This is a genomic window from Sedimentitalea sediminis (assembly GCF_042687825.1).
In the GTDB taxonomy this organism is placed as follows: Bacteria; Pseudomonadota; Alphaproteobacteria; order Rhodobacterales; family Rhodobacteraceae; genus Sedimentitalea.
On record NZ_JBHUQE010000001.1, the window covers coordinates 295,916 to 316,184 of the forward strand.

Annotated in this window: 18 protein-coding genes; 5 read left to right on the forward strand and 13 right to left on the reverse strand. The window is 63.2% G+C overall.

The window, feature by feature from the left end:
- Positions 1–20: 20 nt before the first annotated feature.
- From addA to regB, 7 genes are all read right to left on the reverse strand, one after another.
- Entirely contained in the window at positions 21–3,407 is a 3,387-nt protein-coding gene (gene addA / locus ACFMPD_RS01425) for a double-strand break repair helicase AddA (protein WP_380990903.1), read from the reverse strand.
- A complete protein-coding gene (gene addB, locus ACFMPD_RS01430; protein ID WP_380990905.1) occupies positions 3,404–6,343 on the reverse strand; it encodes a double-strand break repair protein AddB in 2,940 nt (979 codons plus the stop codon). Before addB ends, addA begins: the two co-directional genes overlap by 4 nt.
- The gene (locus ACFMPD_RS01435) at positions 6,336–7,028 is read right to left on the reverse strand and encodes a nucleotidyltransferase family protein (RefSeq protein WP_380990908.1); all 693 of its coding nucleotides are present in this window, start codon (positions 7,026–7,028) and stop codon (positions 6,336–6,338) included. Before ACFMPD_RS01435 ends, addB begins: the two co-directional genes overlap by 8 nt.
- Positions 7,025–8,023, reverse strand: coding sequence for an aminoglycoside phosphotransferase family protein (locus ACFMPD_RS01440; protein WP_380990910.1), 999 nt, complete (start codon positions 8,021–8,023; stop codon positions 7,025–7,027). Before ACFMPD_RS01440 ends, ACFMPD_RS01435 begins: the two co-directional genes overlap by 4 nt.
- Positions 8,016–8,495: a tRNA (adenosine(37)-N6)-threonylcarbamoyltransferase complex ATPase subunit type 1 TsaE gene (gene tsaE / locus ACFMPD_RS01445; protein ID WP_380990913.1), complete on the reverse strand. Its 480-nt coding sequence runs from the start codon at positions 8,493–8,495 to the stop codon at positions 8,016–8,018. Before tsaE ends, ACFMPD_RS01440 begins: the two co-directional genes overlap by 8 nt.
- A gap of 44 nt (positions 8,496–8,539) precedes the next feature.
- Positions 8,540–10,093, reverse strand: coding sequence for a PAS-domain containing protein (locus tag ACFMPD_RS01450; protein ID WP_380990916.1), 1,554 nt, complete (start codon positions 10,091–10,093; stop codon positions 8,540–8,542).
- Between the two features lie 89 nt (positions 10,094–10,182).
- Positions 10,183–11,580, reverse strand: coding sequence for a sensor histidine kinase RegB (gene regB / locus ACFMPD_RS01455; protein WP_380990919.1), 1,398 nt, complete (start codon positions 11,578–11,580; stop codon positions 10,183–10,185).
- A 91-nt stretch (positions 11,581–11,671) separates the two neighbouring features.
- Here regB and ACFMPD_RS01460 point away from each other — a divergent pair, with 91 nt between their 5' ends.
- Together ACFMPD_RS01460 and ACFMPD_RS01465 are read left to right on the forward strand one after the other, a co-directional pair.
- The gene (locus ACFMPD_RS01460) at positions 11,672–12,292 is read left to right on the forward strand and encodes an SCO family protein (RefSeq protein ID WP_380990921.1); all 621 of its coding nucleotides are present in this window, start codon (positions 11,672–11,674) and stop codon (positions 12,290–12,292) included.
- Positions 12,293–12,391: 99 nt separating this feature from the next.
- The gene (locus ACFMPD_RS01465) at positions 12,392–12,946 is read left to right on the forward strand and encodes an ActR/PrrA/RegA family redox response regulator transcription factor (protein WP_380990924.1); all 555 of its coding nucleotides are present in this window, start codon (positions 12,392–12,394) and stop codon (positions 12,944–12,946) included.
- A gap of 7 nt (positions 12,947–12,953) precedes the next feature.
- Here the strand turns inward: ACFMPD_RS01465 and ACFMPD_RS01470 are convergent, their stop codons facing one another.
- Complete coding sequence (locus ACFMPD_RS01470; protein WP_380990927.1) at positions 12,954–13,550, reverse strand: HD domain-containing protein; 597 nt, start codon at positions 13,548–13,550, stop codon at positions 12,954–12,956.
- A gap of 196 nt (positions 13,551–13,746) precedes the next feature.
- Here ACFMPD_RS01470 and ahcY point away from each other — a divergent pair, with 196 nt between their 5' ends.
- The gene (gene ahcY / locus ACFMPD_RS01475; RefSeq protein WP_380990929.1) at positions 13,747–15,141 is read left to right on the forward strand and encodes an adenosylhomocysteinase; all 1,395 of its coding nucleotides are present in this window, start codon (positions 13,747–13,749) and stop codon (positions 15,139–15,141) included.
- A 477-nt stretch (positions 15,142–15,618) separates the two neighbouring features.
- Positions 15,619–15,960: a DUF2853 family protein gene (locus ACFMPD_RS01480; RefSeq protein WP_380990932.1), complete on the forward strand. Its 342-nt coding sequence runs from the start codon at positions 15,619–15,621 to the stop codon at positions 15,958–15,960.
- A 265-nt stretch (positions 15,961–16,225) separates the two neighbouring features.
- On the opposite strand, the gene ACFMPD_RS01485 is transcribed toward ACFMPD_RS01480, so the two are convergent.
- Genes ACFMPD_RS01485 through tsaD form a run of 5 tightly spaced genes read right to left on the reverse strand, consistent with a single transcriptional unit; the run spans position 16,226 to position 19,428 of the window.
- On the reverse strand, positions 16,226–16,621 hold the full coding sequence (locus ACFMPD_RS01485) for a DUF1761 domain-containing protein (RefSeq protein WP_380990934.1): 396 nt from the start codon (positions 16,619–16,621) through the stop codon (positions 16,226–16,228).
- 54 nt (positions 16,622–16,675) lie between these two features.
- Positions 16,676–17,098: an EVE domain-containing protein gene (locus ACFMPD_RS01490; protein ID WP_380990937.1), complete on the reverse strand. Its 423-nt coding sequence runs from the start codon at positions 17,096–17,098 to the stop codon at positions 16,676–16,678.
- Positions 17,098–17,370, reverse strand: a complete 273-nt coding sequence (locus ACFMPD_RS01495) for a YciI family protein (RefSeq protein ID WP_380990940.1) — start codon at positions 17,368–17,370, stop codon at positions 17,098–17,100. Before ACFMPD_RS01495 ends, ACFMPD_RS01490 begins: the two co-directional genes overlap by 1 nt.
- Before the next feature lies 1 nt (position 17,371).
- Entirely contained in the window at positions 17,372–18,334 is a 963-nt protein-coding gene (locus ACFMPD_RS01500) for an NAD(P)H-dependent glycerol-3-phosphate dehydrogenase (protein WP_380990943.1), read from the reverse strand.
- Positions 18,331–19,428, reverse strand: a complete 1,098-nt coding sequence (tsaD, locus tag ACFMPD_RS01505) for a tRNA (adenosine(37)-N6)-threonylcarbamoyltransferase complex transferase subunit TsaD (RefSeq protein WP_380990946.1) — start codon at positions 19,426–19,428, stop codon at positions 18,331–18,333. The genes ACFMPD_RS01500 and tsaD overlap by 4 nt, the downstream gene beginning before the upstream one ends.
- A 73-nt stretch (positions 19,429–19,501) precedes the next feature.
- Here tsaD and ACFMPD_RS01510 point away from each other — a divergent pair, with 73 nt between their 5' ends.
- Complete coding sequence (locus ACFMPD_RS01510; RefSeq protein ID WP_380990949.1) at positions 19,502–20,242, forward strand: uroporphyrinogen-III synthase; 741 nt, start codon at positions 19,502–19,504, stop codon at positions 20,240–20,242.
- Positions 20,243–20,269 lie beyond the last annotated feature (27 nt).

The window sequence follows — 20,269 nt, forward strand, 5'->3', positions numbered from 1 at the left end:
GGCGTTGTTGGTGTAGGAATCTATGAATGCCGACCGCTGCCGTCAAGGCACGGCGAACGCAACAGAGACGCTGTCACAAGATCGTGCGGCAGGGACATCAACGTTGCGGTGCGGGTCCACAGGATCGCGGTGCGGATGCTCCGGTCTGGATAGATGCTGCCCAGCATCGCGGCATAGGCCCCCATCTGCCGCAAAAGGCCCTCGGGGCAGGTCGAGGCGTGATCCGGCACGGTGCGGTTGGTCTTGAAGTCGACGGCCAGCACCTGATCGGGGCGCACGATAAGCCGGTCAATGACGCCATGCATCCGGATGCCGCGAACATCCGCCGTGACCGGTACTTCGGCCAGGGATTCGGGTGAAAATACCGATGTCAAACCGGCACAGGACAGGACCTGACGGGCCTCGTCCACCAGCGCGGAACGCTCATTCGGGGGCACATCCGCCAGAATCCGTGCTGCCATGGCGGGCCACAGGCCGGAATCCTCTGCCGGCAGATATTCCAGCAACAGGTGGATGCGGTGGCCAAACAGTTTGGCGCTTTCCTCGTCCTGACCGGCATCGCCAGGCAACGCCTTGGCGCCACCCAGATCCTGCGAGGGGCTGAGCGTGGCCGGGGCAGGGCAGGCCATGGGTGCGATACGGTTCAGGTATTCCGGTACCGAGGTGCACGGCCGATTGTCAGACGCCAGTCGCTGCAGGGCGGGCGCGGTCCAATCGCCATGGCTCAGCCTCAGACCCGGCCCGTCCTCAAAGTCCTGTGTCACCGCGCCGGCCGCGATCAGCCCGGTCTCGACCCTGCGGTACCAACTGTCCTCGGCCCGCTCCAGATCGCCGGCTGCGGCGACGATCAACCATTTTTCAGCGCGGGTCAGAGCCACGTAGAGCAGGCGCAGCCGTTCGCTCATCTGCTTTGCGCGGGCCGCGTCGCGAACCTGCATCATCGCGTCGGGCATGTGATCGCTGTTCATCTTCCAAAGCGGCACGTCGCCGATCAGCATGATCTCTTCGTCGCGTGGCGGGTTGCGCGGGCCTGTGTCGGGCAGGATCACGATGGGCGATTCCAGCCCTTTGGCGCCATGAACGGTCATCACCCGCACCATGTCGCCGGCACTGCCCATCTGGCGTTTGATTTCCAGGTCGTCGGTTTCCATCCAGACCAGAAAACCGGTCAGGCTGGGAATTTCGGTCCGCTCATAGGCCAGCGCCTGCGACAGCAGCGCATTGATTCCATCCTCGGCTTCGGCTCCCAGCCGGCCCAGCAATCTGCGTCGGCCGCCATGTCGCGTCAGGATGCGTTCGATCAGATCATAGGGCCGCAGGAAATCGGTCTGGCCCAACAGATCCTCGAGCACGGACATGGTTTCGGGATATTCTGCGGCCCGGCTGCGCAGGGCGGGCCACAGGAACCGAGTGGTCCGGCGATGCGCCAGATCGAATAAGGCCTGTTCGCTCCACCCGAACAGCGGCGATTTCAGGACCGTCGCCAGGGCCAGGCTGTCCTCGGGGGTGGCCAGAAAGCTCAGCAGCGCCGCCAGGTCCTTGACCGCCAATTCAGCCCCGACCTTGAGCCGGTCGGCCCCGGCGATCGGCAGTTCCGCCGATTTGCAGGCACGGATGATCTCGGCGAACAGATCCGAGCGGCGCTGGACGAGAATCAGGAAATCACCAGGCGTGACCGGTCGGCGTAAAAAGCGGCCAGGCGCTGGGCCATCGACCGGAATGGTCTCGCCGTGCGCGATCATCGCCTTGATCGTTGTGGCGATGCGCTGGGCCAGAACCACGTTGTGATGCACCGGGCTGGGGCGATCCACCGGATCGATCCACGGGCGGTCTTCCGTGTCGGTGACCTTTTCGACCACCGGCCACAGATCGACCCGGCCAGGCAGGTCGGACTTGAAGGCGATATGCATCGAGTCCTTGCGAAACCCGGCTGCGGCCTGGCCGGCAAAAACCAGATCGACCAGTCGCAGGATCGCATCCGACGAGCGAAAGGAATAGTCCAGCGTCAGATCCTGCAGTCCCGGTCCCGCCCCGCCCAGCCGCCGTCCGAATTCGTTCTGCATCCGGTCAAAGGCCGCGGGATCGGCACCCTGAAAGGAATAGATCGACTGTTTCTTGTCGCCGACGACAAAAATCGTGCGCTGGGTATCGTTGCGCGCCCCGAGACCGCTGGTGAATTCCTGTGCCAGTTTTTCCACCACATCCCATTGCGCCGGGCTGGTGTCCTGGGCTTCGTCCACCAGTATGTGGTCGATGCCGCCATCCAGACGGTACAGCACCCATTGCGCCACCGAGGGATCGTTCAGCAACTGCCGCGCCTTCAGGATCAGATCATCGAAATCCAGCCAGCCCCGCAACTGTTTGCGGCGGGCATATTCCGGCAGAAAGGCGGCGGCAAATCCGTGCAGCGCCGCGGATTTCTGAACGCAGGCCAGGCCCAGCCGCAACGGTCGCGCATCCTGGACACGCAGCATCAGATCATTGACGGCGGGCATGATCCCGGGATGGTTCTTTTGCGTGCCCTTTGTCGGAACCGAGCCGATCTTTGCCGCAAAAGGGGTCTTGGCCCCGGAACCGAACAGAAAGGCGTTTTCCAGCAGCGGAAGGTCGGCCAGGGTCGGGACCCCAATTCCGGCCAGTTTTTCCGCCAGTTTCACGTCGTTGGTCGACCCAGTCCGCAGGGCTGCGCGAAACTCTGTCAGCAGGGTTTCTTCCTGTCCGTCGAACACCAGTCGTGTCAACGCGGCTTCGTCTAACCCGGCGGGCAGGTTCAGCCGGTCCAGCAGAGCAGCCCGGTCGCAGGGGGTCGAAAACGCTTCGCGCCGCTGCACCAGCGCCCGGGTCAGGGTTTCGAACCCGGTATCGGTGATATGCGCGGCGACGGCGTCGATCAGATGCGATTGTGGCCCGGTGGCCATGTCCTCGACGATCTCGGCCTGCAGCAACGCCGCGGCACGGTCTTCGATCTCGGTGAATTGCGGGCTGACCCGGGCCTCGAGTGGAAATCGCCGCAGCAGCGAGGCGCAAAACGAATGGATGGTCTGAATCTTCAGCCCGCCGGGGGCCTCGATGGCGCGGGCGAACAGGGTGCGCGCATGCGACAGCTGACGTGGGGCGATCTTGCTGGCCGCGCCCAGTTGCGTCAGCGTGTCGGTCAGGCGCGCATCGTCCAGCATCGCCCAGTCGCCCAGACGCCGGAACAGCCGGTTCTGCATCTCGCTGGCCGCGGCCTTGGTGTAGGTCAGGCACAGGATATGTTCGGGGCGCACCCCGTCCAGCAACAACCGGGCGACCCGGTCGGTCAGAACCCGCGTCTTGCCCGAGCCGGCATTGGCCGCCAGCCAGGTCGACGCGTCGGGGCGCGCCGCCTGTACCTGACGTTCTGTGGCATCATCGCGCGCGTTCATGTCAGACCCTCGGGCTGCGGAGTTGCCGCGCGATCCCATTCGCCAAAGCGCGCAAGATGGTCATAGTCGCCGACATCCGAATCCTGTCGCAGCATTCGTCTTGAGGTGAACCCCTGTTCAGGGTCGAAATAGGCACTGATCAGACATTGCAGATCGGCCAGAACCTTGGCCGCCGGCTCTGTGTCCAGCGGAGCCGCGACATCGGGTCCGACCGAGCCGACGCGCAGGAACCGGGCTGCCGCGACCGGCGCGGCGGGCAACCCCCGAAATCCGCCCGCTTCGGCGATGGCGGCCTCGATCAGCAACTGTTTGTCGAACCGGGCCTGTTCCGGCTGGGTCGGGGGTTTGCCGGTCTTGTAGTCGTAAATGTGCAGCGCGCCGACGTCATCCCGGTCAATCCGGTCAGCCTGGCCTGTCAGCACAAAGCCCGGCGGTTGCAGGCGGTATTCCAGCGCCGCCTCGAACGCCACAGGTGTGGCCTTTGCCCGGCGGGCGGCCTCGCTCTGCAAAAAGCCATCGGCGATATGCGCCAGCCGCGCCAACCACAACCGCCGCGCTGCGGGCCAGGGCACCGATGCCTCCAGCGCCTGACCGGACATCTGCAGAAATGCTGACCGGGTCAGCTGATCCGGGTGCCGCAGGCTGTTGCGGATGAAATCTTCGAGAAAGGCGTGCACGGCGGTGCCACGCAACATCGCATCCGGGGTCTTGACCAGAGGGTCGAGCGGTTTCAGCCGCAACACGTGTTTGGCATAGATCGCATAGGGATCGCGGATCAGCCGCTTGATCTCGGTCACCGACAGGCGCATCGGTCGGGCGGCCACTGGTGGCCGCGGCGAGGGACGGGGTGCTGCCGCCAGATCGGGCCCGTCATCCAGACCGGCCGCCCAATCCAGCCAGACCGCGCCGCGCGCCCGCATTCCGGACAGGGCTTCCGGTCCGTGCTGATCGGGCAACCCGTTCAACAGGTTCAGCATCCGGTTCAGCCAGCGCGACGGGACGGTTTCGGCATCGTCGGACCGTTCCGAACGGGTCAGCCAGACTTCGGGGGCACAGGCGGCCTGTTGGAAATCATGCGCCGCCAGCCCGATCCGGCGTTCCGGCAACAACAGGCCCGCGGCATCGCGCAGCGTGCGGTTCAGCCAGGGATCGGCACCGGGACTTTCCGGCCAGCTGCCTTCGTTTAGACCGCCCAAAATCATCAGATCGGCACCCTGAACCCGCGCTTCGAGCGTGCCCCAGATCATGATCCGGTCGTGCGGTGCGTCGCGGTCGCGCACCTGTTCGCCGGCCAGCAGCGCACCCAGAAGATCGGCGAAATCGCGGGCGGACATGGTGCCGCCATGTTCAGCCTCGGCGGTCAGCGCATCCAGCACGGCCAGGGCCTTTTGCCCGGCGTTTTTGTCCCAAAGCGCGCCGCTGCCCGCGCGGCTGCTGCCGGCGGACAGGGTTTCGGCGGTGCGGCGCAGACGCTCGGTCCATTGCGACAGCGGCAATCTGTCCGGCGTGTCCTGATCGCAGACTCCGGCGCACAGCCAGTACGTCCAGTCCGGCGGCGGCGGGTTTTTCAGTCCGGCGCAAATAACGGCCAGCGCCTTGGCCGATGGAAAGGGTGGACCGTTGCGGCGCAGATGCAACTCCAGATCGCGGCTGTGCAGCATATGCGTGTTGCGCGCGTCGCCCGAATGACAAAGCGGATGCTTGAGCAGCGTCATCAGCATGTCGCCGGTCAGGCGGTGTGTGAACAACCCGGCGACATGGCGCAAGAACCGGCCCGGCGGTGACAGCTGCAACGGCAGGCCGGCGCTGTCATCGGGCAGGATGCGCCAGCGATCCAGTGCCGCGGCGACCTGACGGGTCAGCATTCGATCCGGTGTGATCAGTGCCGCCGTTTGCCCGGTTTCCGCCGCCTGACGCAGTCGCAGGGCGATGGCCAGCGCCTCGCTCCGTGGATCGGGCGCCTGCACCAGCGTCATCGCCGCGGTTGCCTGTTGCAGATCGCTCAGGTCCGGACCCTCGGCCAGCCAGGCATCGGTGACCGGCGCCGGGCGCAGCGCCAGCGAGATCATCCGGTTACGGGCGGGCGAGGGGGGCGGTGCATCGCTCCAGCGCCGGATCTGGTCGGGTTCGACATCCAGCGCCTGCATCAGCCGCTTGAACCGGAATTGCGGATGATCCTCGGCATGCAGCGCCTTGTCCATGCCCGACCAGACCTGCGGCGGCTGGTCGAAATCATAGCCGGGCAGAACAACCGCCCCCTGTGGCAGCCGGGCCACTGCCTGCATCAACAGCGCGGTGGTGCCCCGTGATCCGGTCGAGCCGGCCAGCAGAACAGGCCCGTCAGGCGGATTGGCCTGCCAGCGCCTGATCAGCAACAGAACCGCCTGCCGCATACGTGCCTGAACGTCCAGCGCCTGGCCGTCCTGAGCCTGGACGTAGCGCCGGGCAATTTCGAAAAACCGTTGCGCGCGGGCCCAATGGCCGGACATGTCGCTGACATCCAGGTTCTGGATTTCCTCGGGCGCGACGCCCTCTCCCTGCATTTCGTCCAGCAGTTCGGCAAGACTGTCGGCCAGGGAATGCACCGATGACCGGGCCGCAAGGTCGGGTTCGCGATCCAGCAGATGACCGATCAGCTGCGCCAGTTGCAGGCGCCGCCGCAACGGCGAGATCGGCTCGGGCAGTGCAGTCAGCCGCGGGTCGTCGACGATATCGCCCAGCGGGCTGACGCGCGGCAGCAGCCCGGCCGGACCGGCGTCAAACAGGTGACGGAGGCGGCGGGCCATGCGGCTGGTGTTGACGATCAGCTGAACCCGCGCCAGACGCTCGGGTGCCTGACCTTCCAGCCGTTGTGTCAACCCACGGATCAGCTCGCGCGGGAAATCCACACCCGGCGGCAGCGCAAAGACGCGTGGGGTTGGCGAGCGTTCAAACATGCCTGTTCCGCAGCAGATCTTCGGCTAGCCCGATGCCCTCTGGACGGCCGACATCGCACCATTTGCCGGGATAGGACAGGGCAAACAGGCGGTGCTGCCGCAGCATCAGGTCCCACAGGCGGTTCAGCGAAAAGGCGGCGCTGTCGATTTCGGCCAGTCGCTCGGTCTTGATGATCTGCACCCCGCCATAGACCCAACCCGGGCCGCGTGTGATGCGTCCGTCTGTTGCCAGCGTGAAATCGCCGGACCCGGCATGCCCGACGGTGGATGCGACCGGCACGCAGACCAGCAAGCCGTCCATGCGATCCGGTTGCCAACGCCGTTGCAGCAGACGCAGCGGGTTCGGCCCGGCCCAGATGGCATCGGTGTTCATGGTGTAGACCGGACCCGGCCCCAGCAGCGGCAAGGCGGCCTTGAGACCGCCGCCGGTTTCCAGGATGTCTGGCTGTTCCGGGGACAGCAACACCCCCAGCGGGCGCAGGTGCCGGTCCATCTGATCGGCCCTGTAATGCGTGTTTGCGACGATTCTGGCAGGGGAAATGTCGCGCACCAGGTCCAGCGTGTGGTCGATCAGGGTGCGTTCCGCGACCTTGATCAGCGGCTTGGGCCGGTCGCGCGTCAACTCTGCCATCCGGGTGCCGAATCCGGCGGCAAACAGCATGACCGCCTCGGGGGACTGCTTCATGATCGCTTCAGCTTTTGCAGGGTTTCCGGGTCAGGCGGTGGCAGCGCCTGTTGCAGCAGGCCAGCCACCGGTGTCAGTGCCGGATGCTGCAAGTCGCGCGTCAGATGTGCCCAGACCCGCGGGATCAAATCGACGTAGTGCGGTTTGCCATAGGCCCGCGCCAATCGCGCGAACACGCCCAGAATGCGCAGGTTGCGCTGCACGCCCAGCGCGGCGTAGGCGACTTCAAAAGCGTCACGGTCCAGACCGGTTTCGGCCAGATAGCGGGTGATCATCTCGGTCTCGATCCGGGGCGCCACATCGCGGCGGGCATCCTGCAGCAGAGACACCAGATCATAGGCCGGATGACCGGACATCGCATCCTGAAAGTCCAACAGACCGACCCGCGCGACGCCCTGGCGATGGGGCAGCCACAACAGATTCTCGGCGTGGTAATCGCGCTGTATCAGTACCGAATTCATTGGTGTCAGCCCGTCCAGGACGGTTTCGAACGTGTCGCGAAAGGCGGATTCAGGACCGTTGTCACCCGTGATCGCCCGGCGGTACTGGGTCAGGGCCAGCGCCGCAAGGTCGGTCATTACCGCGGTGTTATACGCGGCCAGAGGCGGCAGATCGGCCCGGTGCAGGACCAACAGCACATCGGTTGCCGCGGCATATAGATCTGGTTCCAGACCGGGCTGTGCGGGGATTACGCGCGCGAATAGATCGTCGCCGAGATCCTCGATCAGCAGAAAGCCGTGGGGCACGTCCTCGGCCAGGATTTCCGGCGCGCTGAGACCCAGGGCGGTCAGGTGCCGCGCGATGCGCAGAAACGGGCGCACGTCCTCGCCGCGCTCGGGAGGGGCGTCCATCAGAACGGCGGTTTTCAAAGACACCGGGTCGGTCAGCCGTTCATAGCGCCGGTTCGAGGCATCCCCGGCCAGCGGTGCCCGGCGCGCATTTGCCCAATCGGTGGTGGCGAGAAACGAACGGGCCAGATTCTTGCGATCAGGCATTCTGCATCTGCTCCAGTTTCCCGTCCCATTTTCGGTCCTGCCATTGCAGGTGGATCCGCCGGGTATCGTCGCTGTGCGGATCGGTTTCAAAGGTCAGCTGCAGGGCCGCGTCCGGCGCCAGCGGACCCAGTTTTTCCGGCCATTCGACCAGGCAGATCGCGGTTTCGAAGGCTTCGGTCAACCCAAGTTCCTCGATCTCGTCCGGTGTGTTGAGGCGATAAAGATCAGCATGCCACAGCGCGCCGCACCGCGTGTCATAAGTCTGGACCAGCGTATAGGTGGGCGACGGCACATCCTCGGGTTCGGCCAGCAGCGACTGGATTAGGTGGCGGGCGAAATGGGTCTTGCCGGCGCCGATCGGACCTTGCAGCAATAGACAGTCGCCGGGCGCCAGTCGCGCGCCCAGCGCCGCTGCGAAACCGGCGGTTTCTTCGGGGGAACGACTGGTCAGGATGCGGCGGGCCGGGATCATGGCGGCACAATGCCGATGCCAGAGATTGGCCGCAAGCGAGATTGTCAGTCGGCGGTCAGTGCCGGCGTATTCTGCGCCATGCGCGGGTTTTCCACCGTCGGGCGGGTGAAATTGATCATCGTCGCGCCGCTCTGGATCGGGTGAACGCTGCAGATCAGCGGCTCGCCCGAGGAAAGCGCTACCTTGGCCCACCATTCGGCGCGATTGTCCTGTGATGTGACGAAATCACGGACATCGCCCCAGACCGGGGTTGCCTGGCATTGTTCCTGCCAACTGCGGATGGCGTCCAGAATGCCCGTTTGGGCAAAGCATTTTTCCGGGTCGACCTTCCACAGCGCGTGATAGGCGGCGTTGGAAAAGGTCAGGTTGCCTTCGATCGAAAACACCGCGATGGCGTCGTCCAGCCGGTCAAAGATCGCCTGGCCCAGTTCCAGATCCGACCGGAACCGGCGGGTCAGGGTGATTTCGGCGGTGATATCCTCGAACAGAAAGGCCACGGCGCCATCGGGATGTGGACGGCCGCTGACCGAATAGACCGAGCCCGAGGGCAGGGACCAGGTTTCCTGATACCGGCCATCGGCGGCGGCGGCCACCAGATCGGCCATCTGGTCGCGCCAGCTGCCATAGTTCTTGGGTTCCGGCATCATCTGCTGATCGCGCAGCCGGTCAAAAAAGGTCAGCAGCGGTGGCCGTGCGCTGAGAAAATCGGCCGGTAGGGCGGTCAGATCGATAAGGGCGGGATTAAACAGAACCAGCTGGCGGTTCCGGTCAAAGATCGCAAGACCGGTCGACAGCTGGGCAAAGGTCTTGGCCAGCGTCTGTACGAAATTGCGCTGGGCCTGTTCGGCATCGACGACCGCGTTGATATCGACGCCATAGATCAGGGTGCCGCTGTCATATTGCACGATGGTCACATCAAACCAGAGTTTCTTGCCGCTTTCGGGCATCGTCAGGCTGCGCCGCGCCTTCTTGGTCGGGATCGGTATTTCATAGGCGGCGCTGAACAATGCGGTATCCGGGCCGGGAGAGTGGCCCAGAACGGTTTCGCACAGGGTTTCATAGGCCTTGTTGTACCAGATCACTTCGCCCTTGTCGCTGACGCGCCAGACCGGGTAATGGGCGTTGTTCACCGCCAGACGCAGGGTCTCCAGCTCGTGAAACGAGGCCGACAGGATTTTGGCCGCCTCGGGAGTCGGACGTTCCGATTCCGCGCGCTGGCGCAGCTGAACCCGGGTGATGCCGTCGATCCATTCGCAGATCACCTCGGTCGAGTCGCGGTGGTCCGGTGCCGGTGCGATGATCCGACCGGCGGTCTGCACCTGGGCGTTGTCCTTTGGGAAGGTTGGGTAACCGGCGGACAGTTCGGCATGCAGATCGGACCATTCATAGGTGCCCTCCGGGTGACCGATCAGATCGCGCGCCAGTCTGGTGGCATCGACCAGATCTGATCCGTCAAAAATCCAGGTCGCATCCTTGCCCGCGTCCAACCCGCCGGACTGGCGTCCCGGGCGGGGCGCCAGCAGAAACACCGCCGCCATGGCGGTGATCATGCAGATCGCTGTCAGCACGAACCAGTCTGTCACCGCAAATTCCTGCATGACGCAGCCTTTCCCTGTAGAGCCGGCCGCAGCTTGCGCCGCAATTGGTTAATGCGGCCTTAACTCTTAACGGAACGGGTTGTCGCAGATCAGATCTCGATAGGTTGATTCAGCCCGATCGGCACCGCGTTTTCACCCGAAAGCGCGTCGATCTTCCGGCGCGGCCAGACCACCTCGACAATTGCGCCACGCCGGTCCTTGATCTGCATCTCCGAATAATACGGGTCGGATCCGTTGGCAAAACTCAGTTCTGCACCGGAACGTTCAAGCAGGGTCTTGGCGATGAACAATCCCAGCCCCATTCCTTCGTATTCGGGCCGTTCCTTGCGGTCGGATTCGGTGCGGCGCCGGCGCACGAACGGATCGCCGATCCGGCCGATCATCTGGGGCGGAAACCCCCGGCCATCATCCAGAATTCGAATCGAGATCACATCATCCGTCCAGGTGGATTCGATCCAGACATTGGCGCGGGCGAAATCGACGGCGTTCTGGATCAGGTTGCGCAGACCGTGGATGATTTCGGGCTTTCGCAGGACCGAGGGTTGCGGCCCGCCATTGGCCAGACCGGCGCCCTCTTCGAAATGCAGGGTCTTGCCCCGGTACATATGCGGCTCGGCGGCTTCGTTGATCACGGTGCTCAGGGGTGCCTGACGCAGATGCAGATCATCCTTGCCAGCGCGGCCCATGTTCCGCAGGATATCCCGGCAGCGGTCGGCCTGCTGGCTGATCAGCTCGGCATCCTCGCGCAGATCGGGGTGCTTTTCCAGTTCCTCGACCAGTTCGGAACTGGCCAGTTTGATCGTCGCCAACGGCGTGCCCAGTTCGTGCGCCGCAGCGGCAACGACCCCGCCCAGATCAGTCAGTTTCTGTTCACGGGACAAGGCCAACTGCGTCGCCGCCAAGGCATCGTTCATCGACCGCATCTCGGAACTGATCCGCCGAGAATAAGCCCCCATGAAGATGACGGCAATGATGATCGCAGCCCAGTTGCCAAAGACAAAGACGTCCTCCAGCTTCAGAATCTCACCCTGTTCCGTGCGCAAGGGCAGGTGAAATTGGGCCATCAGGGTCACCAGCACGATCGTGGTGCATCCCATCAACATGGTCGAGCGCAGCCCCATCACGCTGGCGGAAATCGTCACTGGACCCAGCAGCAACAGTGAAAACGGGTTGTGCAGCCCGCCCGCGAGATACAGCAGAAAGGCAAGCTGCAGCAGGTCGAACATCACCATCAGAAAGTTTTCGGTTTCCGACAGGCGCTTGTTTTCCGGAAACACAAAGGTCGCCACGAGATTGGTGATGACCAGAACGCCGATGGCCATGTAACACAGGCCCAGTTCCAGCTGCAGATGATACATGCGCTGGGCCAGGGTGATCGCGGTCAGCTGCCCGGCAATGGCGAACCAGCGCAACAGGATCAGCGTACGCAGGCGAATCCAGTTGCTGCGCGACTGTCCGTGCAAGAGGCCCATGTCAAATTCGTTCATCCGCATTCCAACCCGGTTGCAACGGCTGACCCACTTGATAGGAGTCCCGGCCAGAACGTCAACCATGCTCATCACCCGGAGTGCCCGTACCATGATCCGCCTTTATGCCGCTGCCGCTGCCGTCGTTCTCGCCGCCCTGATCGGTGGTGTTTGGCTGGTTACCGCGCGGTCGTCATCGGACGATCGGTTTGCGCAATGTCGTACCAGCAAGATCGCTGGCGGCGGCGATCAGATCGGCGGACCGTTCGAGCTGGTCAACGCCAAGGGTGATACGGTGACGGACAAGGATGTCTTGACCGGACCGTCGCTGATCTATTTCGGGTATACTTTCTGCCCGGATGTCTGCCCGCTGGACACGGCGCGCAACGCCGAAACCGTTGATATTCTTGAGCAACGTGGCCAGATGGTGACACCGGTGTTCATCTCGATCGACCCGAAACGCGACACACCGCAGGCGGTGGGCGAATTCGCCGCCAACCTGCACGAGCGGATGATCGGGCTGACCGGTTCGGCGGAACAGGTCAAGGCGGCCAGCAAGGCCTACAAGACCTATTTCAAGGCGCATCCCGCCGAGGACGAATTCTATCTCGTGGACCACTCGACATTCAGCTATCTGGTCCTGCCGGATCATGGTTTCGTCGAGTTTTTCCGGCGGGACATCGCGCCCGAAGAGATGGCGGACACGATCGGCTGTTTTCTGGAAAACAGTTGACGGCTTCACCATACGTCAACGGCAGGTTTGACCTTTCACTCAGCGTTGTTAATACTCGCGCGACAACACAATAATAACAGCGCTTTCGTGGAGGACTGCATGGCCGAGCCAGCATTGCAAGAGATCGGACCCGACAAATCCATGCTGCTGGTGGATGACGACGAACCCTTTCTGAGGCGTTTGGCCAAAGCCATGGAAAAGCGCGGGTTCGAGATCGAGACCGCGTCGTCTGTCGCGGCCGGTCGTGCGATCGCCACCGCCCGGCCGCCGGCCTATGCCGTGGTCGATCTGCGGCTCGAGGATGGCAACGGACTGGATGTGGTCGAGGTGCTGCGCGAAAAGCGGCCCGACAGCCGGGTCGTGGTGCTGACCGGATATGGCGCCATCGCCACCGCCGTGGCCGCGGTCAAGATCGGCGCCACCGATTATTTGTCCAAACCCGCAGACGCCACCGACATCACCCATGCGTTGCTGGCCAAGCCGGACGAGTTGCCGCCGCCGCCGGAAAACCCGATGAGCGCGGACCGCGTGCGCTGGGAACATATCCAGCGCGTCTATGAGCTGTGCGACCGCAATGTCAGCGAGACCGCGCGGCGGCTGAACATGCATCGGCGCACGCTGCAGCGGATCCTGGCCAAGCGCAGCCCGCGCTAACTCCGCCTTATCCCAGCTGTTGCAGCAGGGCTTCGTGCCGCAGGGTATAGGCCCGGCGCACCTCGACCGGCGGGCGCAGGCAGATGTCCAGATCGGCAATCATGGTCTTGTCGGGCTTGCCAAAGAATTTGTTGGCCTCGGTTTCCGAGAAGCCGGCGATGCGGGTCGCTTCCATCCAGGCGCTGATCCGGTCGGCGCGTTTGATCTGGCGTTTGACCATGGCCGGCAGGCTGGCGGGCAGGCCAAAGCGGATATGAATCGCCGAGGCCAGCCGGATCTCAAGATCGCCATAGCCCGGACCGACGGCGGTCTTGACCGGCGATATCATGTCGCCAATCACATATTCCGGGGCGTCGTGCAGCAGCGCCGCCAGACGCCAGCGCGGCGGTGCCTTGGGCGCGATGCGGCCGAACAGCTCTTCGACCAGCAGCGAATGTTCGGCGACCGAATAGGCAAAATCACCGTGGGTCTGTCCGTTCCAGCGGGCCACGAATGCCAGGCCGTGGGCGATGTCCTCGATCTCGATATCCAGCGGCGTCGGATCCAGCAGATCCAGCCGGCGGCCGGACAGCATGCGCTGCCAGGCGCGGGGTTGTTGGGCCATGCGGCGCTTCCTTTTCTTGACGGCCTCTTGCAGGCGCGCCGTACATCCCACGAACACGTTCCGCGGGAAACCGCTTTTTGCCGCGGGGACGGAGTCGCGGGCAAGATTTCCCGGCCGTGCCGCGGCGTTCTCCGGGGCGTTGAGAATGCCAGGTGAACCTGCTAGGTGGCGCCAAAGTTTCACAAAGGGTGCCCGAATGGCTCAGGATTACATCGTCAAAGACATCAGCCTTGCCGGCTATGGCCGCAAGGAACTGAACATCGCCGAAACCGAAATGCCCGGCCTGATGGCGTTGCGCGAGGAATATGGCGACAGCAAGCCGCTGCAGGGCGCGCGCATCGCCGGCAGCCTGCACATGACGATTCAGACCGCGGTTCTGATCGAAACCCTGGTGCATCTGGGGGCCCAGGTGCGCTGGGCGTCCTGCAACATCTTTTCGACCCAGGATCACGCCGCAGCAGCCATTGCCGCCGGTGGCACGCCGGTCTTTGCCGTCAAGGGCGAGACGCTGGCGGAATACTGGGACTATGCCGATCGCATTTTTGATTTCGAAGAGGGCGGCGCCAACATGATCCTGGACGATGGCGGCGACGCGACGCTGTATATCCTGATGGGCGCCCGCGTCGAAGAGGGCGAAGAAGACCTGATCGCCGTCCCCACCAGTGAAGAGGAAGAGGCGCTGTTTGCCCAGATCCGCAAGCGTATCGCCGCCAATCCCGGCTGGTTCGTCAAGCAGCGCCACATGATCCAGGGCGTGACCGAGGAAACCACCACCGGGGTGCACCGCCTGTACCAGATGATGGAAAAGGGCCACCTGCCGTTCCCGGCGATCAACGTCAATGACAGCGTGACCAAGTCGAAATTCGACAACAAGTACGGCTGCAAGGAATCTCTGGTCGACGGTATCCGCCGTGCCACCGACACGATGATGGCCGGCAAGGTCGCGGTGGTCTGCGGCTATGGCGATGTCGGCAAGGGCAGTGCCGCCAGCCTCAGCGGCGCCGGCGCGCGGGTCAAGGTGACCGAGGTCGACCCGATCTGTGCGCTGCAGGCGGCGATGGACGGGTTCGAAGTGACCACGCTGGAAGACTGCCTGAGCAGTGCCGACATCTTTATCACCACCACCGGCAACAAGGACGTGATCCGCATCGAGCATATGCGCGAGATGAAGGACATGGCAATCGTTGGCAATATCGGCCATTTCGACAACGAAATTCAGGTGGCACAGCTGAAGAACCACAAATGGACCAACATCAAGGACCAGGTGGACATGATCGAGATGCCCTCGGGCAGCCGCATCATCCTGTTGTCCGAGGGGCGTCTGTTGAACCTGGGCAATGCGACGGGCCATCCGTCCTTTGTGATGTCCGCCAGCTTTACCAACCAGACGCTGGCGCAGATCGAATTGTGGACCAAGGGCGACGACTATCAGAACGAGGTCTATGTCCTGCCCAAACATCTGGATGAAAAAGTCGCGCGCCTGCATCTGGACCGGATCGGCGTGAAACTGTCATCGCTGAGCCCTGAACAGGCCGCCTATATCGGCGTGTCACCCGAGGGTCCGTTCAAACCGGAACACTACCGCTATTGATCGTACCGGCTTTACGATTTGCCAATGCAGCGCCCCTGTCAGACAGGGGCGCTTTTTTTTGGGCCCATATCCTTAACCAGGTGTGTGAAAAAAGCAAAAGCCCCAAGGGCTTGCGCCGATGGGGCTTTACAGCACCTACCTGACGCTCGCGTTCGCGTCGTCGGCCAGTGGCCCTTGGCAGGGTCTAACCACGGATGCCGCGTCAGCGCCGCCACGATTTCAGAATAATAGCAGGCATCTATTCTGCCAAAGAAGGAAGGCCAAGACATGCTGGCACACCGTTGCCGGCATTTTGCCTTTTTCGAGAGGCCCATGAACATATTCACGAGCGAAATTGCGAAATGCTGCGGGTTTCACAATTGCAGAGAATCCGCCGACGACACCGGCGCCGGAATTTTCCCCTTTGTCAGATTTGACCGCCCCGGTAACCTTTGAGATGGCGGAAAAAGCCGTCAATTTCTGATGTGGGAGCTATTAATGGGTAAACGGGATGATCTGATCGCGCAATATGCCGACGATCTCAGGAACAAATGCGGCGTGACGCCGGACATGGACCTCTTGACCAAGGTGACTATCGGTTGCGGACCGGCAATCTACAACGCTGATGGTTCCACTGTCGCCGGATCGCAACCATCCGAGCTGGAAACCGTCAAAAAGAACTTTCTGATCAAGAAACTGGGCCTCAGCGACGGACCCGATCTGATGGATGCGATCAACAAGGTTATCGAAACCTACGGAAAATCCGAACGCAACAAGTATCGGGCGGTGGTCTATTACATGCTGACCAAGCATTTCGACAAGGAGTCAGTCTACCGCTGAGCCGGTCCGGAGTGTGCCGGACATGCCCGACCGACCGGTCAGGCGCATATCATTTGACACATATCGTCGGTGCTTTGAGTTTGCCAGATGGGTTCGCAATGCGCTAGAAACCAGAGACGGCCAGGACGGTCGTGACCTGAGTTTTCGAGACGCGTGTGGTGAGTAGGTAACACGCGGGGTGAGAGGGAGGGTCCAGATGCGTCCGGACCCTCCCGATTTGTTTCAGACCTTTTGTGTATCCAAGCAAACGTGAAACACCGTCAAATCAGAACAACACCAGCACCAGACCCATCGCGGCACAGCCCAGCGTGGCATAGCCGCCGTCGATTGCCGTCAACCTGACCGGACGCCCGCCATAGAGATTGTTGATGGCGATCCACGGGGTGATGAAAAAGCAGCCGATCCCGGCGCCCGCAACCATCCCCGCCATCATCGTGTCGATACCGCTCAGCGCAAAGACGTGACGCATCATGCCGGCCACAACCAATTGCAGTGCAAATGTCGCGGCATACAGGATGGGGCTCTGACCCCCCTTGGGCTGCCCGGTTTCGTCGCGCTCAACACCCGACGCCTGCATCCAGGGTTCCGCCAGGGCCATGTACCAGACCGCCCCTAGGGCAAAGGACACCAGCGCGGCGGCAATCACGTTGATCAGTTCCATCTTTGCTCTCCGGCTCGGTCTTTTTGGCGAGTCTGACGGATCAGGTCAGGTGGATCAATCCGGTTCCGTTTGCCCCATTTCGCAAACGATCCGCCATTCGCGGTCGGTGACCGGTTGCACGGACAGGCGGGAATTTTTGACAAGCACCATGTCCTGCAGCCGTTCGTCAGATTTTATCTGGTCCAGCGTCACGGGCTGAACGAACGGGCGCACCGCCTTGATGTCCACGCAATCCCAACGGTCGTCATCGGTGGTGCTGTCCGGATGGGACTCGGCGCATACCTCGACGATGCCGACGATTTTGCGATCCTTTTGCGACAGGTAAAAGAAACCGCGATCCCCCAGTTTCATTTCCCGCATGAAATTGCGCGCCTGGTAATTGCGCACGCCGTCCCATTCCTCGCCGGCCTCGCCGCGGGCCTCCTGCTCTTCCCAGCTCCAGGTCGAGGCCTCGGATTTGAACAGCCAGAACGCCATCAGCCGACGACCTTTTTCCAGGCGATCAGCTCGACCCCGGCAAACAGGCCGGCCTTGGCATAGGGATCGCCATCGGCCCAGGCCCGGGCCGCCGCCATATCGGCGACATCCAGTATCAGCAGCGAACCGACCATCTGCTGCTGATCGTCCAGCAGCGGCCCGGCCTGCGCCACAACCCCGGTTTCCTCGATATAGGCCAGATGGGCGGCGCGGTTGTCCAGCCGGGTCTGCAGGGCGTCGGGCTTGTCGCGGGCGATCAGGGCATACAACATGTCATTCCTCCTTGAGCGGACGCGCCAGCAATTGCGCCATCGCGTCATGAATCGTCAGATCGTGGTCCAGCAGGCCGACCACGGCCTGGGTGATCGGCATTTCCAGATCGAGAGCGCGGGATCGGGCCGCAGCGGCCCGTGCGGTGGCGGCGCCCTCGACGGTGATGGTCGGGTCAAAGCTCTTGCCCTGTCCCAGCGACAGCCCCAGGCGATAGTTGCGCGACTGTTCCGAGGTACAGGTCAGCACCAGGTCGCCGAACCCGCACAGGCCCGCCAGCGTTTCGGGCCTGGCCCCCAACGCGATAGCCATGCGCTGAATTTCGGCATTGCCCCGGGTCATCAGGGCGGCCCGGGCGCTGTCGCCCAGTCCGGCGCCCGCGACCGCACCACAGGCAATGGCCATCACGTTCTTGAGCGCGCCGCCCAGTTCGGCGCCGATCACATCGGCGGTTCGATACAGCCGCAGGTTGGCGGTGGTCAGCTGGTGTTGCAGAGACCTTGCCAGGTCGCGGTCCTCGCAGGCCAGGGTTAACGCCGTGGGCAGGCCGCGTGCGATGTCATGGGCAAAGCTGGGTCCGGTCAGCAGGGCCTTTCGGGTGCCCGGCAAGACCGTCGATATCACTTCGATGGGGCCGACACCGCTGTTCAGTTCGATACCCTTGCAACAGGCCACAAGCACCCGGTCCGTCAACGCCTCGGCATGGGCCGCGAGCACGTTGCGCAACTGTTGCATCGGCACTGCTATCAGCAGCGTTCCGTTTTGTGCAACACGGTCAAAATCCGATGTCGCCGTCAGGTTTTGCGGCAGTTTCACACCCGGCAATCGTGCGGTGTTCTCGCGCTTTTCCTCCATTGTACGCACCTGGTCCGTGGACCGCGCCCACAGCTGGACCGGGCCGTTATCCGCCAATGATATTGCGAGAGCGGTGCCAAAGGCGCCGGATCCGATCACGCCAACGCTCATGCCTTTGCGCCTTTCTTGCCGCCGCCCAACAGGCTGGGGCTGGTCCGGTCCAGCGGCCAGCGCGGCCGTGCGGACAGTTGCATGTCATCATGGTCACCGCTGCGAAAGCGCTCGATCCCGGCATGGGCGATCATTGCCGCGTTGTCGGTGCATAGCGCCAGAGGCGGTGCCAGAAACCGTGCCCCGGCTGCGTCGCAGACCGATTGCAACGCTGTGCGGATGGTTCGGTTGGCGGCCACACCGCCGGCCACCGCAACCGTGGGCTGAAGCGGTGCATCCTGCATATAGATCCGCAGGGCACGCGCGGTCTTTTCCGCCAGCACGTCGGCCACGGCCTGTTGAAACCCGGCGCAGAGATCCGCGCGGTCTTGCCGGGTCAGGCCGCCCTTTTCGGCAACAATCCTGTCGCGCAGCCGCAGCAAGGCTGTTTTCAGCCCGGAAAAGGACAGATTGCAATCCGGACGATCCAGCAAGGGGCGCGGAAAGGCGAACCGGTCCGGATCGCCTCCGCTTGCGGTGTCTTCGACCGACGGGCCGCCCGGTTGCGGCAGCCCCAACAGGCGGGCGGTCTTGTCAAACGCTTCGCCAGGGGCATCGTCGATGGTGCCGCCCAGCCGGATAAAGTCATCGGGACCGTTGGCGATCAGGACCTGGCAATGACCACCCGACACAAGCAGCATCAGATAGGGAAAGGCGATGCCATCGGTCAGGCGCGGGGTCAAGGCGTGGCCGGCGAGATGATTGATGCCGATCAGGGGCAGACCGGTGGCGGCGCAAAGCCCCTTGGCGCACATGACACCGGACAGCACGCCGCCGATCAGGCCGGGTCCGGCCGTGACCGCCACGGCATCGATGTCGCCAAGGCTCAGCGATGCCGTTTCCAGCGCCTGTTTCACGCACAGGTCCAGCTTTTCCGCATGGGCACGAGCCGCCAGTTCCGGCACGACACCGCCATATGGGCCATGCAGCTCGGTCTGGCCGTACACGATCGAAGACAGGATCCGGACCGCATCCTGCCCGGTCTGGCGCACCACCGCGGCAGCGGTATCGTCGCAGCTGCTTTCCAAACCCAATATGGTGACTGTCTGCGCCATATGCCCGACTGTTTCATGCTGTTCCGTCGCGGGGTATCACCCTATGCTTTCGCAAACAATCCCGGTGCGATGGATGACCATGCCGACTCCGATCCTGCTGATGACCCGACCGCGCAATGCCTCTGACCGGTTCCTGTCAGTCCTGCCAAACGACGTGAGCGCGCGTATCACGATTTGCCATGCACCGCTGATCCGCATTCAGCCGTTGGGTGGCGATATCGATCTGGCCGGGGTGGCTGGTGTGATCTTTAGCTCGGCCAACGGGGTTGCCGCGGCCGCGGCTCAAAGCGAACGGCGGGACCTGCCGGCCTATTGTGTCGGAGGCGCCACGACGAAGGCCGCGCAGCAGGCCGGCTGGTCCGCCCGGATGCTGGGAGCCACCGCCGATGCCCTGGTGGCAGCACTGTCGCAGGCGGCGGTGCCCGGCCCATTGCTGCACCTGACAGGCGTACACACGCGGGGCAACGTCGCCCAAAGGTTGACAAATGCGGGTCTCTCCACACGCCGCCAACCTGTCTATGACCAGCAATTGTTGCCGTTTTCCGAGCCGGTAAAGGCGCTGGTTGGCGGGTCGCAGCCGGTGATTGCGCCAATATTCTCACCACGAACCGCGCGACATTTTGTCGGGCAATGTCCGAAAATTGCACATCTTTATCTGATCGCTATCAGCCCGGCGGCCGCCAAGCCCTTGTCTAACATGCCCTGTTCGGCCTTGAACGTCGCCGTGCGACCGGACGCGGCGGCCATGGCCGCGCAGGTCGAAAACATGGTGAACCATCTGTGCCGGGTTGAGAGTAGCCGAGGCGCACAGTAACATCCCGCGGATCCGGATGTTGATTAA